The sequence below is a fragment of the Ligilactobacillus murinus DSM 20452 = NBRC 14221 genome, from assembly GCF_001591685.1.
GTDB lineage: Bacteria > Bacillota > Bacilli > Lactobacillales > Lactobacillaceae > Ligilactobacillus > Ligilactobacillus murinus.
The window spans coordinates 1-13,834 of the sequence record NZ_BCVJ01000006.1 but is presented as its reverse complement, the minus strand read 5'-3'; the positions used below and the strand labels follow the sequence as shown (position 1 = coordinate 13,834).

Sequence of the window (13,834 nt, the reverse complement as noted above, 5' to 3'; positions counted from 1 at the left end):
CCATATAATAACAAGGGTCCCATTGTGATGCAAAAATACGCATCATAATGGGATCCTTGTTATTTACTGTGAACTGTATTGTTCTTGAGCGCTAAAAAGATCACGACTAAACTGGCAATTATCGCCAAACCAAAATTCAACAAGACTACACTTTTGACTGAAAGATATGTCAAAAGTAAACTCGACAGCAACAATGAGACTAACGAAGCTAGCCGCCCACAACTCGAACGCAATGAAGTCAAAGATGAAATGTGCGTCGGTGAAACTGTCTTGGAAAATAGCACGTTGCTGAAATATTCGAAAAATGTAAAGATAAAAACTAAAACTAAATAACTGAGTAAGAAACTCATTTTGACTGTAAATGCTAAAAATACACTCGCACCCAATAGCCCTAACAAGGATACCAAATACCAGCGTTTGATCGTAGATGTGTCCATTTTTACCGGCAAGCTATATGCTCCAAGACTTATCAGTTGAAAGATAACATAGTAAATATAAAATTGCTCCTTATCAAATCCCTGCTTCAAAAATAACGCTTGCCAGAGTTGGTAGTGGGCCTGAAAGAAAAATTGTCCTGCAATCGTCAAGGCGATCATCAAACGTAGCTGACGCGAATGTTTGAGTTCACTAAAACCAGTCACCATCTGTGCGATCAAGTTCTGTTTTAAACTTTGCTGCGAAATATCAGTATTTGCCTCAAGATAGCCATACCTGATCGCAAAAAATGCTACTAACGTCAAACTCACACTCACCAAATAAAACTTTATCCCCAATGAGTAATACAACCATGAGCCAAGCGTCCCTCCCAGCAGTAACCCGATAAAATCCAACCGATTAGTATTACTGATAAATTTAGCGACTAGGCGACTTTGATCTTGGTGCTTGAGTTCATTTATCAGTTGTGCATCCAGCGTCCCACTTTCAAGTGCTATTGCCAAGCCATAGCACGCCCAAGCAAGTAGCATCGTCTGAAAGCTTTTACCTAACCAAACTAGCAAAAACATCCCGATCAAAAAGACTTTTGCCCATAAAAAGAGGACTTTTTTAGAATACAGATCAGCTAATAAGCCACTAGGATATTCACTGACTAAAATGACTAAACTATAAGTCGCTTGGACCAACATGATCTGTGTCAACGACAATCCCTTAGCAAACAAGAGCACGGTCAAGACTGCATGTGGTAAAGATGCCGCTAATGTGGTCAGAATAGTTGCTAGATAAAATATTTTGATGTTTTTATGTAGTTGTAACAAAGCACTCCCCCCTTTGATTTGTTACAGATTATAGCACAGATCTTAAATTCCCCAAATCCATTCAATAAAAATAGACCCCAGCTAACAACTGGGGCCAAATTTTAAGAATTATATCCAAATACAACCACAAATATCATTCCATACACCATAAGCAAACTGATAAGGCCAAAGATCACAACAAGCGCAAACTTAGCCAGAGGTGACATTTTTTTAGTTTTGATCACAATGAGCATAATAACTAAACTTGCTACTAAAATAGTTAAGAGTGGTAAGAAAAATATCACTTTGATCAACATAAGCTGTAAAAAGCCATCCATCTTTCTCAGCCCTTTCTGTTCTACAAATAAAATTCCACATACCATAGAATAAGGAGCGCAAGTATTACGAGCACGATCTTGGCAATTGGCGGTAACTTTTTAGTTCTGATCAAAGCAATTATGCCAATTACACTTGCGCCTAAGATAATTAGCGGTAATCCAAAAAATATTGCATTTACCCAAATAAAATACAGCAGATCCATCATTTTCCCCGATCCCTTCTATGTTTATCTCCACTTTAAGTATATCTGAATAACTACTGCCAAAGAAAGCAAAAAACACCCAGGCATACACCTGAATGCTCAATGGCTATTGTAAAAATCTCGGTAAGAGCAAATTGCGTCTGTTGTCCTTTTTGAGATGTTTTTGGTTGACAGTCATCGTCACCAAGATCATCGCATCGACTAGCGAAGTCCGTTTCCGATAAGCCGTATATTTGGCGCTCCATTTCGTAACATATTTGTTCTTATAGGAACGTAAACCTTGGAAAGCATAGAAGCGATCACCATATTCAAAGATAAAGCGCGCAACTCGTTCACCGATAAAGCTAAAGCGTGATTCACCAACATTTGATAACGGCGCCATCCCCATATCAAAGTATTCATAGCCCTGTTCTTTTCCATACTCGAATAAACTGATAAAGATCTTGTCCATGATTCCAGAGGGTGCATCTTGACTGTGACGCATCAGATCGATCGATAATGTCTTTTCATCCATTGGCATCATCGACGCAAATGCGACCAGTTTACCTGAAGCATCACGGATCAAACAGACTGGAGCTTCATTCAAATAATCTTCATCAAAGAAGCCTAGTGAAAAGCCCTTTTCTACTTGTTTACCTAACCAACTATCCGAGACAGCTTGCAGTTCAGTCATCAACTCATCAGTAAATGGTGGTTCAACAAAGCTAAATTCATAGCCTTCACGTTCAAATTTGTTCATCAAAGCACGTTGCGCCCGCCGTTTTTTACCTTGGAGCGTAAATTCACTGAGCTTGACTAAGCCTTCTTCACCCGTCTTGATAAAGTCAAAGCCGTATTCATGTAATAACATCGTAAAGCTCTCATTGATCTCATAAAAGACCAATTGATAGTCATAATTATCCGCTTCTTGCATGAACGCTTGAACAGCTTCTTGGAGATAAGCATGATCGCCCACCGGTTCACCCATGATGATCAATTTATCGGTCTTGATCCGGTACATGAAAAAGAGTTTATCTTCGCCGTCTTCTGTGTAAAAATATAACTCTTTATCCTGTAAAAATGCTAGGTGACTAACTTCATTACCGCCAAATTTTTCGATCAGTGCACGCACCCGTTTTTTATCAAAACCAGTATTTGCAAAAATATCTTTTCCACTGCACAAATAGTTACTGATCAATAATAAAATACACGCTGCAAGTAAAAGACCTAAAAAGCCAGAAAGCCAGATACTTTGCGCCGGAAATAAAAAGATCGTTGGCACACGATGATGATGGATATAACTTGGTGAGTTGATAAACCCAACGATCGCATACAAGAAAAAGATCCCAGCAAAGATCGAGCCGTCCACGATCTTTTTAGTGATCGAATAGCGTAGTTGCTTACGGTAGAGCTCTTTACGTGATAAGGCGACCATCACTAAGATCACACCTAAAAAGATAGCTAAAGTTGGGGTATAAACGCGCCACAAAGTATTAACGATCCCGATTACTAAAACGATCAAGGTCGGCCAATATGCTTTTTTGACCTTAGCTTCGATCCCACGCGCCATCCCGATCAAGGCAAATGCAAATACGATATCAGTCAACTGGTTAATAAATAAAAAGGTGTACGGATATAGTTTTGCTAAAAATGAATTTGAATATGCCCAATTAGGAATAGCTGCTTCTAATAATAATAAGATCCCAGAAACATATAAAAAAGCGGTCAATAACATATGGGCCGTCTTTTGCAAGATCAACTTAGGGATCCCATTTAACTTATGATTGACTTGACTGCCTGCATAGTGGACAAAAAAGCTCAAGCCGATCCCAAAAGGAATGATGTAATAAAACAAACGGAAAAACAATAACCAGATCACAGCTTGTTCCGTCGTGACGCCAAATGGTAGTAATCCGATCATCATGAAAACATCAAATGAGCCTAAGCCCCCTGGCACCATAGAGACGATCCCTAATACCGATCCTGTAAAATACAACGCTAAGACAGCAGCATAATTCGTATGTATTCCGAGTTGTTCACCGATAAAGATGAAAAATAACGCTGCAAAACCCCATTCTAATAATGAAGCTAAGATCAAGATCAGTTCTCTTTTTAAAGTCAGATCCTTAAAGAAATCGCCTTGCTTGAATTTAGTCGTTAAAAATAAGAGCGGAAAATACAAGCCCCCACCGATCAGCCAAGGCCAATATCCCTTTAAATGTGGCCCTAGATCAAACCAAAAGATCAAGCCTAGTGAGACCCAACAGTATAGCGATAGTCCTGCTAATAAAAATAAGGCGATCTTAGATAATGCATAGATGACCTGCTTTTTACTAGCATTTTTGTGATAAAAATCAGCCCGTAAAGCTGCTCCTAAAAAGCCACCAAAGCCAGCAATGTTAGTCGCAGTATTGGTGATCCACCCACTGCGTAAGATATACCACGGACTGTATTTATCCGGTAAAAATTTAACGATCGAAAAATCATACAACAGCATGGGACTGACCGCAATAATACCAGCACCAAGCATTAAAATAATACTAAACAATGATTGATCTGCGAGGCCTTGTTTTACTTGATACCAATCGACCTCGCGAAAAATTTTTCCGATTTCAAAAGTTACAAAAATCAATACTGAAAGGACAAAAATTAATTTCAGAATAGTTGCTCTTTTTTCAACGAAGCTTTTCACCTGCTGAAACGCTTGCTTCATTTTTGTAAGACCCCCTTGTAATTTATACTTTCTTAATTATACCATATGCCCTACTAAAAAAAGACCACCCATAACAGGTGACCTTGAGAAGTTATAAATTCCAGTCTTCTTTTGGTCCTATCGGTACGATCCCCGATGGATTTAAGTCTAATTGTCCGCGATAATGATGAACTTTGATATGCTCAAAGTTAACTGTCTCTGCTACGCCTGGTGTATTATACAATTGCCGAACATAGCGCCATAAATTAGGATAAGCACTCAAAAGTTTGAGGTTACATTTGTATAGCCCATAAAAGACGATATCAAAGCGTACTAAGAAAGTAAAGAGCTTCCAGTCAGTCTCAACGGGTGCATCACCCAGTAAATACGCTTGACCTTTTAGGCGCTGTTCTAAATCATCTAGCATCGTAAACACTTGTGCGACTGCTTTTTCATATTCAACTTGGGTTTTAGCATCTTTAGTCGCATTGACCTTAGTATAAAATGAATCGCAGTAAACATTTAACTCATCGATCTGGGCACGTAAAGCCTTAGGATAGTAAGCGGTGTGATCTCCCGTCAGTTCATCAAAAGCTGACTCTAGCATCCGCATGATGTCCGCTGATTCATTATTGACGATCTGCCCCGTCTGTTTATCAAATAAGACCGGCACACTAGCGATCCCAGTATAATCAGCTTTTGCTTTGGTATAAACTTCTGGCAATGATCTGGCACCAAAGATCGGATCAGCGATTGTGCCTGGAAAATCACTAAATTGCCACCCATCAGCTCCCAATACCGGATCAACGACTGATAGGCTGATATAGTCTTGTAAACCCTTGAGACCCCGCATCAATAAAGCCCGACTTGCCCACGGACAACCGTAAGAGACATACAGATGGTAGCGACCCTTCTCAGCCTTGAAACCACCTTTGCCAGTTGGGCCGGCTGAGCCATCTGGCGTGATCCAATTACGAAAACCAGGATCGACTTGAATATCTTTTCCCTCAGCTCGCAGTTGGGCTAAACTTTTTTGTGTCCATTTACCGTTAACTAAAGTACCCATATTTTGACCTCTTTTCTTCACTCATGATCTTATTGTAGCTGTTTCCTGGCAAATGCTTAACTTATTTGCTTAGGCTCTAAAATCTGTACTTTGACTCAGATCTAGGTGTGCATTTACTTCAGTTACAACTTCATTTAACTTAGTTTGTAGTGCTTTTAGCGCTGCCAAGGTTTCACTTAACATGATCACTTCTGCCTTAGTTGCCGAATAGATCTCTTGTGTTGGTCCCGTAACTGTCCCTGAGATCGAAGCTAGGTTGATGAGGTTTCCTGCCTTTTGCTTGCGCATTTGAGGCATCACGGCTTGGATCATACTGAGTAAGCCAAAGAAATTAACATCAAAGTTTTTTTGACCGCTGACAACTCAACTTCTTCGACCGCACCTAACAATGCATAACCAGCATTATTGACTAACACATCTATGCGACCATACTTTGCGATAACTTGCGCTACAGTCGTATCAATGCTCGTTTCATCAAAGCCATCTCAACTGCCCAGAAGTTTTTACTTGTTTTTCCAAGCTTTGTCGCCACGACTTGAGATACTTTTTGGGCATCGCGTGAAGTCCCAACGACTATATTTCCCTCTTTAAGAGTCGCAGGTACGATCTGAAGCCCGATCCCCTTAGAAGCCCCGTCACTAACCATACTTTTTGTTCCATTTATAAATACCTCACAGCTTATCCTAAAATATTTTTTGTACATTTTAGCCCACACATCACAAACTGTCAACAAAAATCGCACACAATAAATATTTAAATATAAAAAAAGACATATCCCTCAAATGAGAGATATGTCTTTTAGCAAACTGAACGTAAATCAGTTGAGAAACTCTTATTTAAGAGTAACTTTAGCGCCAACTTCTTCAAGTTTAGCTTGGATTTCTTCAGCTTCTTCTTTAGCAACGCCTTCTTTGATAACGGAAGGAGCGCCATCAACTAAGCCCTTAGCATCTTTCAAGCCAAGACCTGTGATATCCTTAACTGCTTTGATAACTTTAACTTTACCAGCACCTGGATCTGTTAATTCAACATCAAATTCGCTCTTTTCTTCTGCAGCGCCTGCAGCAGCACCTGCAGCTGCAACTGGAGCAGCAGCGGAAACACCGAATTCTTCTTCGATAGCTTTTACTAAGTCGTTTAATTCAAGAATGCTAGCTTCTTTTAAGTCAGCAATGATCTTTTCTGTATCTAAGGCCATTTTAAAATCCTCCATTTTATAGATAATAATTATATATTTTAATTAAGCGATCAGGATGCGCGCATTAAGCTGCATCTTCTTCTTTGCTGTCGGCAACTGCCTTGACAGCGTATGCGAAGTTGCGAACTGGTGCTTGCAATACAGAAAGCAACATAGAAAGCATACCTTCGCGGTTTGGTAATTTTGCAAGAGCGTGGATCTCTTCCAAGGAAACGACCTTGCCTTCGATCATACCACCCTTGATTTCCAAAGCTTCATGATCTTCTGCGAATTTAGATAAGATACGAGCAGGAGCTGTAACATCTTCATCAGCAAAAGCAACAGCTGTAGGACCTGAGAATGTTTCATCAAGACCTTCGTAACCAGCCTTATCAGCAGCACGCTTCAAGTATGTGTTCTTGATAACACGCATTTCAACGCCAGCTTCACGTAATTCTTTACGTAAGTTAGTTACTTCTTCAACTGTTAGACCACGGTAGTCAACTACGACAACAGAACTTGCCTTTTCAAATTTTTCAACAACTTCTTCAACGATCGCAGCTTTTTTAGCGATAATTTCTTTACTCAATTGATTCACCTCCTAGTCATTGTGTCGAAACTCTTTTAAAATAAAAAAGCTCCATGTCCACCAAGACACAGAGAGAATAACCGTAACAATTACTCCTCGGCAGGATATTAAGGCAAACGCCACCTGAGTCTTAGGTAGAATCATATATTGACCTTTAGTATATTATCATGCTATCAAATATACGTCAAGTACTTTTGCAAAATAAATTATATATTTATCGCTACAAAAAAGCCATGGTCAATGACCATGGCTTTTAAGCGACAAACTTATTCTTATAATGAGTTTGTATCAAGTGTAACACTTGGTCCAAATGTTGATGCCAAGGAAACATGCTTGATGTATGTTCCTTTAACAGCAGCTGGACGTAATTTAGCAATTGTATCGTAGATCGCTTGGAAGTTGCCAACTAAAGCAGCTTCGTCAAATGATACTTTACCAACTGGCACGTGTACGTTACCGTCACGGTCTGTACGGTATGTTACTTGACCGCTCTTAGCGTCAGAAACAGCTTTAGCAACGTCCATTGTAACTGTACCAGTCTTAGGGTTTGGCATTAAGCCTTTAGGTCCAAGTACACGACCTAAACGACCAACTTGTGCCATCATGTCTGGTGTTGCGATCGCAACGTCAAAGTCCAACCAGCCATCTTGGATACGTGCAACTAAGTCATCGTCACCGACAACGTCTGCACCTGCATCCTTAGCTTCTTGAGCTTTAGGACCTTTAGCAAAGACAACAACTGTTTGTTCTTTACCTGTACCGTTTGGTAAAACTAAAGCACCACGTAATTGTTGGTCTGCTTGTTTTGTATCTAAGTTTAAGTTAAATGCAACTTCAACTGTTGCGTCGAAGTTTGCAAAGTCGATTTCTTTAACCAAAGCAACTGCTTCGTTAGCTGTGTAAGCTTTGTCTGCTTCGACTTTTTTAGCAGCTTCTAAATATTTCTTGCTTTTCTTTTTAGCCATTAGTGAGTTCCTCCTTGCAAAATGTGGTCTATCGGATATACCTCCCACTTGACAGATCTGCTTTCACAGAAGTGTCCGTCTGAGAAGCATGGCCGTAGAAAATTAGTCTTCTACAACAAAGCCCATGCTTCGTGCAGTACCTTCAATCATGCGCATAGCAGCTTCTACGTCTGCAGCGTTTAGATCTTGCATTTTTGATTCAGCGATTTCCTTAACTTGTGCTTTTGTAACTGTAGCAACTTTGTTTGTGTTAGGTTCGCCGGAGCCTTTTTCTACACCAGCAGCTTTCTTAAGTAAAACTGCAGCAGGCGGTGTCTTTGTAATGAAGTCAAATGAACGATCTTCATAAACACTGATAACAACTGGGATGATCATACCAGCTTGGTCAGCTGTACGAGCATTGAATTCCTTTGTGAATCCCATGATGTTGATACCTGCTTGACCTAAAGCAGGACCTACAGGTGGAGCTGGAGTTGCTTTACCAGCAGGAATTTGTAATTTAACAACGTTGATTACGTTTTTTGCCACGGGTCATTCCTCCTTATTCCGTGTGTGGTACGGATGGTCAGCATATTTGACCTCCCACTTCAATATGCTAAAAGCATACTTATACAATATAACACGCTTTTTTTCAAAAAACAATATTTTGCCCGAAATTTTTTCTGAGCTGAGATCTACTTATCCGTAAATGCCTGCAAGGCTTGCTTACCAAATAAAAATTGACCGATCATCTTATCAACTTGGCGATTTTCATGAAGCCGTGAATGTGATGCCTTTTTATCTTTCACGATCACTTCATTGTAGACTTGACGTGGCAACAAATAGCGTAAACTCAAGACCGAATCTAACGAGACTGAGCCATCTGAAGCCGTCCCATTTTCCAGATCACCAGCAATATTCAAAAATTTCGTATCAGGTGAGATGATATAGCGGTGCTTTTTGATCTTACTAAATAGTGGTGCCATCGTAAGCGGTCCATACTGCGTCAGGGGACGATATTCAATCTCTTTACCATCCTTGCCAACTTCGGTATCGTTGAATGGCACCCCTAAAGTCACGACTTTTTCTACATGGGGAACACGATCTGAGATCCCAAACTTGCTCAAAAAGTTCAAAACGGTCACGCCTCCCATCGAATGCGCAATGATATTTATCTTTTCGATATCATAGTTATTTTTCAAATAACTCATCAAACGCCATAACCAGTCAGTCTGATGAATGATCGACATCCGATTCTTATCAAATAATACTTGGATAAACCCACCAGGGATACTAGGGTCACCCTTGATCTTCAAACGACCGTCAGCTTTCACCACGATCACTGTGCTTTTTTGCCCCCATCCGTAGTGTTCAAAACGTTTGATCATCAAGCCCGAAGACAAGCGAGTCCCAGCGTATCCATGAATAAATAATGTTGGGACCTGATTTTGGAGTGTCACTTCGCGCTTTTTACTCGGTTCTGCTAATTTATACCACTCAAGTGCCACTCCCAAAGCTAACCCGCTAGCCGCTAGAACCGTTGTCTGGACCAATTTATTAGCATCTTTAAGCATATCGCATTCACCTCATTTAAAAAAGACTACAGTATCACACTGTAGTCCTAGATCTTAAACTAGACGCTCAACTTGGTCAAAGTTTAATTCAGCCATTGTTTCACGACCAAACATATCGATCATAACTTTGACTTTTGACTTTTCAGCATCGATCTCAGTGATCTTACCGACCATGCTTGCAAACGCACCATCGATGATCGTCACAGCATCGCCCACTTCAGCATCAAAATCAGTTTGATGTTGACTACCTTGAAGTTGGTTCAAAATGTGATCGATCTCTTCATCAAGCAATGGAGCTGGCTTACTACCAGCACCATGTGAACCAACAAAGCCGGTCACGCCTGGTGTATTACGTACAACGTACCATGATTGATCAGTCATCACCATTTCAACCAACACATAACCTGGGAAAGTTTTTAAAGTTTCAACTTTTTCTTTACCCGTCTTAGTTGTTTCAACTTTTTCTTCTTCTGGAACGACTACGCGGAAAATGTAGTCTTCCATCCCCATTGATTGTGCCCGTGATTCCAGGTTAGTTTTGACTTTATTTTCATAACCTGCGTATGTGTGTAATACATACCATTTCTTTTCAAATGATTCTGCCATGTTTTTCTCCTTAATTATGCTTATCATTTAAACTGCAAAATAAAAACCCCCGAATATGTTCGAAGGCCCTGTTCTTAACTAATTGTAACAAAAAAAGACCGGTAATACCAGCCTTTTAAAAATTAGACTAACAAATTGATCACAGCTTGAGCCGCATAATCAACTAACCCAAAGAAGACCGCAAATGCTAACGACATGACTACTACTGTGGTCGTATCACGTCTCGTCTCCTTAGCTGTCAACCAAGTCGTATCCTTCATTGTTTTGATAACACTTTTAATGAATTTCATCTTATATTACGCCTCCATGAACTACTTGGTCTCACGATGGATCGTATGTTTGCCACAGTACTTGCAAAACTTTTTAACTTCTAAGCGTTCTGCGCGGTTAACATTTTCGGTGATCGAATAGTTTCGTGAACCACATTCTGAGCAAGCAAGTGCCACTTTTTTCTTCGACATTCTTTTACTCCTTAGATCTTTATCATTATAACTCTATCAGTAAAGTAAGTTGCTGTCAATTAGTTGAAATACTTAAGATTTTCCTTTGTTGCATCTAAGACTTCAGCCAACTCACCTTGGATGATCGTTCGGTCGACTTCACCATCTTCACCTGAAGCACAGGTCACCAAAGTTATCATCTTTTTGCCTGGTTCATCATAAATATATTGAACTTCACTTTTATTAACGACTGTTTTGAGCGTCGTCGTATAAACATAGACTTTTTTTTCATCTGTAACGTAGATCTTATCGCCTAATTTGGCATCAGCTAGCGGACCAAAAAGTAATTTGGCGTCTTTCATATGGTGACCAGCTAAGGCATAGTTGCCTTCAGCTCCCATCTGTTCGCCTTGCTTCATCGTACCAGCGCCTCGTACGAGATCTTCATTATTTAATCCCTCAAAGATCGGAAGTTTTAACCCAACACTTGGCATCGCGATTTTCCCGATCGCATCATTTTTGGCACTCGTAGCAGCACTGACGACCATCTGATTATCGACCGCCTTGATTTTTTTAAAGTCAAAATTGGCCTTTTTTGAATTTTGCTGTGGCTTAACGACAGTCGTGCTGACTGCCGACGTGGTCATATGACTGACTAGTGCATTTTTGATCTGTTGGTTAAAGATCAAAGCTAAGCCGACCACCAACAAAACGACGATCAAACAATACTTTAAAACTTTTTTCATCTGTAACTAAACACCTCACTAAAAATTCAACTTGATATAAAATGGGGTAAATTCTTGTTTAGCCTTTTTCCCGGCTAATTCTTCTGTCGTACCGATAAAGATCTCTTGTCCATCCGCTAATAAAGGCGTGACATTTTCAGCAATTTGTTTTATAGTTGCTTGTTTGACTTCATTAGTTGCAGTCAAAGCGTATTCCAAAGCGACCATATATTGGTAGTCATTTTTGTCGGGTAATAAGATCCCTAAAAGCCAAGCACTAGTGATATCTGGGATCGTTTTTACGATCCGTCTGATCTCATTTTCTAGCGTCAGCGTCAATTGTTCCGGCATCGTTTTTAGCTTAAAATCAGCCGCCTTTTTCCGCAAATTTTGAACATAAAAAACGTTGTCCGCTGGAATACTTACATTGCGGGTCGCTTCATCAACTAATAAGCCACTCGCAGCTGAATTTTTTAACTCTTGCGCTAAACGATCTAGACCTAAGGCAACTGTACTTAAACCAGCTGCGTTCAATTGCTCAGTTGGTTCTGAAGTATAGACTAAAAGCTCTTTTTTATCACCATTTATCTTTACTTTAGGATAACCATATTCCAAAAGAACATATAGTTCGACATTTCCTAAACAAGTGTAGAATCTTAATGCTTTGGTTTGATCTGTTACATCAGCTACAAAATCATCTAAAGCAGCTAAAAATTCTGTCGTTTTTTGCTCAGTCATCACTTCCACCACTTTCTTTTTTCATTTTACGTATCGCTTCGAGCACAAAGTTTTCTGGTTGATTGAAATACGGATAAAAGAAGAAATCAGAGACCTTCAAGTCATCTATCGTAACTTCTTTTTGGATCGCTAATGAAAGCATATGCAACGTACCCGCTTGATCTGACTTAGTTGCGATCTGAGCTCCTAAGAGACGATGTGTCTGCTTATGATACACCAAACGCAACTTTACTCGATCGTTTTTAAGCATGAACTTTGGTCTTTGCCAAGTCTCATAATCAACATACTCGCATGGAATATTGTACCGTTCAGCCTGGGTAACGGTTATTCCCGTCGAAAATAAATTTAAGCCAAAAACTTGGACTGCATTTGACGTCTGCGTTCCATTAGATGAAATAGTCTCACCTGCGATATTTTTAGCAGCCACATAGGCTCCACGCATCGCATCTGAGACAGAAAAGTTAACGACTAATTCTTTTAAAATATTTGAATATGATGTTGAACAATCACCAACTGCATAAACATCAGGGTCTGACGTTTGTTGATATTCATTTACGATATAGGCTCCGTTAGTGTATAACTCTAAATGAAATCGTCCCAGTGACGTATTTGGTAAAAAGCCCATCGTTAAAATGACCATATCTGTCAAATATTTGCCTCGATCAGTAATGATCTGAGCGATCTTACCAGCTTTACCGACATAACTTTGAACTTCTTCTGCCAAACAAAGGTCGATCCCTTTTTCACGCAAACGCTCTTCTACCAAATGCCCAAATTGCTCATCATAATGGGCTGACATCAATTGCGGATTAGCATCATAGATCGTTACATGCTTACCACGTTTTTGGATCGCTTCAGCTACTTCGATCCCCATATAGCCACCACCAATGATCGCAACATTTTTTACACTGTTTAGATCCAAACGTTGATTTACTTCAAGGGCTTCATTTAAGTTCTTGATCCGATGGATCCCACGTAAGTCATTACCACTGATCTCTAAACTAACTTGTGACGCTCCTGTTGCTAAAACTAGCTTATCATACTTAACTCCCTGTAACCCTTGTTTATCCCTAAAGATCACTTTTTTATTTCTAAAATCGATCGATTCGACTTGCGCTTTAGTGTGTAGCGCTGCGATCTGCTTACGTAACTCATCATTTTTAATGTAGAAAAAATTTCGATATGAATTGACTTCATTGCCTAATAATAACGGTGTACCACAGCTGAGATATCCTAGATCATCACTCTTATCGATCATTGTGATCTCAAATTCTTTTCCGCTATCTATCAAATTCCTAGCCACTGCTAAACCAGCGTGGTTTGCTCCCACGATCACGATCTTTTCTGCCGACATTTTCTTTTTCCTTTCCAAATTTATCTTTATCGCAATATAAACGCCCCTCAACTTTAAGCTCTTCTTTGATCAACGAGCACTCTCTCATATTCTAATTATACTAAAATCAAGATACGCTGACCACTAGATGAGCCGAGAAATCCATTGCACAATGCAAAAACTCTCCGCCAAAGTAAT

Annotated in this window: 16 protein-coding genes, 1 pseudogene and 1 other annotated feature; all 17 genes and pseudogenes read right to left on the bottom strand. The window is 39.8% G+C overall.

The window, feature by feature from the left end; translation table 11 throughout:
- Positions 1 to 59: 59 nt before the first annotated feature.
- Positions 60 to 1,253 carry an MFS transporter gene (locus LMU01S_RS02295; protein ID WP_056958273.1) on the bottom strand — a complete coding sequence of 398 codons (1,194 nt, stop codon included), beginning with the start codon at positions 1,251 to 1,253 and terminating at the stop codon, positions 60 to 62.
- A gap of 101 nt (positions 1,254 to 1,354) precedes the next feature.
- Positions 1,355 to 1,570, bottom strand: a complete 216-nt coding sequence (locus LMU01S_RS02290) for a hypothetical protein (RefSeq protein WP_056958275.1) — start codon at positions 1,568 to 1,570, stop codon at positions 1,355 to 1,357.
- A gap of 309 nt (positions 1,571 to 1,879) precedes the next feature.
- Positions 1,880 to 4,465, bottom strand: a complete 2,586-nt coding sequence (gene mprF, locus LMU01S_RS02280) for a bifunctional lysylphosphatidylglycerol flippase/synthetase MprF (RefSeq protein WP_056958280.1) — start codon at positions 4,463 to 4,465, stop codon at positions 1,880 to 1,882.
- A gap of 91 nt (positions 4,466 to 4,556) precedes the next feature.
- Entirely contained in the window at positions 4,557 to 5,510 is a 954-nt protein-coding gene (locus LMU01S_RS02275; protein WP_056958283.1) for a glutathione S-transferase family protein, read from the bottom strand.
- A gap of 69 nt (positions 5,511 to 5,579) precedes the next feature.
- Positions 5,580 to 5,926: pseudogene (locus tag LMU01S_RS10660) on the bottom strand (SDR family NAD(P)-dependent oxidoreductase).
- A gap of 32 nt (positions 5,927 to 5,958) precedes the next feature.
- The gene (locus LMU01S_RS10405; protein WP_056958286.1) at positions 5,959 to 6,156 is read right to left on the bottom strand and encodes a Rossmann-fold NAD(P)-binding domain-containing protein; all 198 of its coding nucleotides are present in this window, start codon (positions 6,154 to 6,156) and stop codon (positions 5,959 to 5,961) included.
- Between the two features lie 186 nt (positions 6,157 to 6,342).
- Positions 6,343 to 6,708 carry a 50S ribosomal protein L7/L12 gene (rplL, locus tag LMU01S_RS02260; RefSeq protein ID WP_004051402.1) on the bottom strand — a complete coding sequence of 122 codons (366 nt, stop codon included), beginning with the start codon at positions 6,706 to 6,708 and terminating at the stop codon, positions 6,343 to 6,345.
- A 64-nt stretch (positions 6,709 to 6,772) separates the two neighbouring features.
- Positions 6,773 to 7,276 (bottom strand): 50S ribosomal protein L10, encoded by a 504-nt coding sequence (gene rplJ, locus LMU01S_RS02255; RefSeq protein WP_056958288.1) that lies wholly within the window; start codon positions 7,274 to 7,276, stop codon positions 6,773 to 6,775.
- A 33-nt stretch (positions 7,277 to 7,309) separates the two neighbouring features.
- Positions 7,310 to 7,429, bottom strand: a sequence feature (ribosomal protein L10 leader region).
- 119 nt (positions 7,430 to 7,548) lie between these two features.
- Positions 7,549 to 8,241: a 50S ribosomal protein L1 gene (rplA, locus tag LMU01S_RS02250; RefSeq protein WP_004051393.1), complete on the bottom strand. Its 693-nt coding sequence runs from the start codon at positions 8,239 to 8,241 to the stop codon at positions 7,549 to 7,551.
- Between the two features lie 102 nt (positions 8,242 to 8,343).
- Positions 8,344 to 8,769, bottom strand: coding sequence for a 50S ribosomal protein L11 (gene rplK / locus LMU01S_RS02245; RefSeq protein WP_004051392.1), 426 nt, complete (start codon positions 8,767 to 8,769; stop codon positions 8,344 to 8,346).
- A gap of 146 nt (positions 8,770 to 8,915) precedes the next feature.
- Complete coding sequence (locus LMU01S_RS02240) at positions 8,916 to 9,794, bottom strand: alpha/beta fold hydrolase (RefSeq protein WP_056958290.1); 879 nt, start codon at positions 9,792 to 9,794, stop codon at positions 8,916 to 8,918.
- A gap of 54 nt (positions 9,795 to 9,848) precedes the next feature.
- Positions 9,849 to 10,400, bottom strand: coding sequence for a transcription termination/antitermination protein NusG (nusG, locus tag LMU01S_RS02235; protein ID WP_056958292.1), 552 nt, complete (start codon positions 10,398 to 10,400; stop codon positions 9,849 to 9,851).
- Positions 10,401 to 10,522: 122 nt separating this feature from the next.
- Positions 10,523 to 10,690 (bottom strand): preprotein translocase subunit SecE, encoded by a 168-nt coding sequence (gene secE, locus LMU01S_RS02230; RefSeq protein ID WP_004051387.1) that lies wholly within the window; start codon positions 10,688 to 10,690, stop codon positions 10,523 to 10,525.
- Between the two features lie 21 nt (positions 10,691 to 10,711).
- Positions 10,712 to 10,861: a 50S ribosomal protein L33 gene (gene rpmG, locus LMU01S_RS02225; protein WP_005918839.1), complete on the bottom strand. Its 150-nt coding sequence runs from the start codon at positions 10,859 to 10,861 to the stop codon at positions 10,712 to 10,714.
- 59 nt (positions 10,862 to 10,920) lie between these two features.
- Complete coding sequence (locus LMU01S_RS02220; protein WP_056958293.1) at positions 10,921 to 11,586, bottom strand: class A sortase; 666 nt, start codon at positions 11,584 to 11,586, stop codon at positions 10,921 to 10,923.
- Positions 11,587 to 11,604: 18 nt separating this feature from the next.
- Complete coding sequence (locus tag LMU01S_RS02215) at positions 11,605 to 12,303, bottom strand: enhanced serine sensitivity protein SseB C-terminal domain-containing protein (RefSeq protein ID WP_225354586.1); 699 nt, start codon at positions 12,301 to 12,303, stop codon at positions 11,605 to 11,607.
- A complete protein-coding gene (locus tag LMU01S_RS02210) occupies positions 12,296 to 13,657 on the bottom strand; it encodes an FAD-dependent oxidoreductase (RefSeq protein WP_056958296.1) in 1,362 nt (453 codons plus the stop codon). Before LMU01S_RS02210 ends, LMU01S_RS02215 begins: the two co-directional genes overlap by 8 nt.
- Between the last annotated feature and the right edge of the window lie 177 nt (positions 13,658 to 13,834).

Bases quoted from the DNA above. Each gene is read 5' to 3' on its own strand.
- rplA (WP_004051393.1), bottom strand. From the start codon at position 8,241: ATGGCTAAAAAGAAAAGCAAGAAATATTTAGAAGCTGCTAAAAAAGTC.
- LMU01S_RS10405 (WP_056958286.1), bottom strand. From the start codon at position 6,156: ATGGTTAGTGACGGGGCTTCTAAGGGGATCGGGCTTCAGATCGTACCT.
- nusG (WP_056958292.1), bottom strand. From the start codon at position 10,400: ATGGCAGAATCATTTGAAAAGAAATGGTATGTATTACACACATACGCA.
- rpmG (WP_005918839.1), bottom strand. From the start codon at position 10,861: ATGTCGAAGAAAAAAGTGGCACTTGCTTGCTCAGAATGTGGTTCACGA.
- LMU01S_RS02275 (WP_056958283.1), bottom strand. From the start codon at position 5,510: ATGGGTACTTTAGTTAACGGTAAATGGACACAAAAAAGTTTAGCCCAA.
- secE (WP_004051387.1), bottom strand. From the start codon at position 10,690: ATGAAATTCATTAAAAGTGTTATCAAAACAATGAAGGATACGACTTGG.
- rplL (WP_004051402.1), bottom strand. From the start codon at position 6,708: ATGGCCTTAGATACAGAAAAGATCATTGCTGACTTAAAAGAAGCTAGC.
- LMU01S_RS02220 (WP_056958293.1), bottom strand. From the start codon at position 11,586: ATGAAAAAAGTTTTAAAGTATTGTTTGATCGTCGTTTTGTTGGTGGTC.
- LMU01S_RS02290 (WP_056958275.1), bottom strand. From the start codon at position 1,570: ATGGATGGCTTTTTACAGCTTATGTTGATCAAAGTGATATTTTTCTTA.
- mprF (WP_056958280.1), bottom strand. From the start codon at position 4,465: ATGAAGCAAGCGTTTCAGCAGGTGAAAAGCTTCGTTGAAAAAAGAGCA.
- LMU01S_RS02210 (WP_056958296.1), bottom strand. From the start codon at position 13,657: ATGTCGGCAGAAAAGATCGTGATCGTGGGAGCAAACCACGCTGGTTTA.
- LMU01S_RS02215 (WP_225354586.1), bottom strand. From the start codon at position 12,303: ATGACTGAGCAAAAAACGACAGAATTTTTAGCTGCTTTAGATGATTTT.
- LMU01S_RS02240 (WP_056958290.1), bottom strand. From the start codon at position 9,794: ATGCTTAAAGATGCTAATAAATTGGTCCAGACAACGGTTCTAGCGGCT.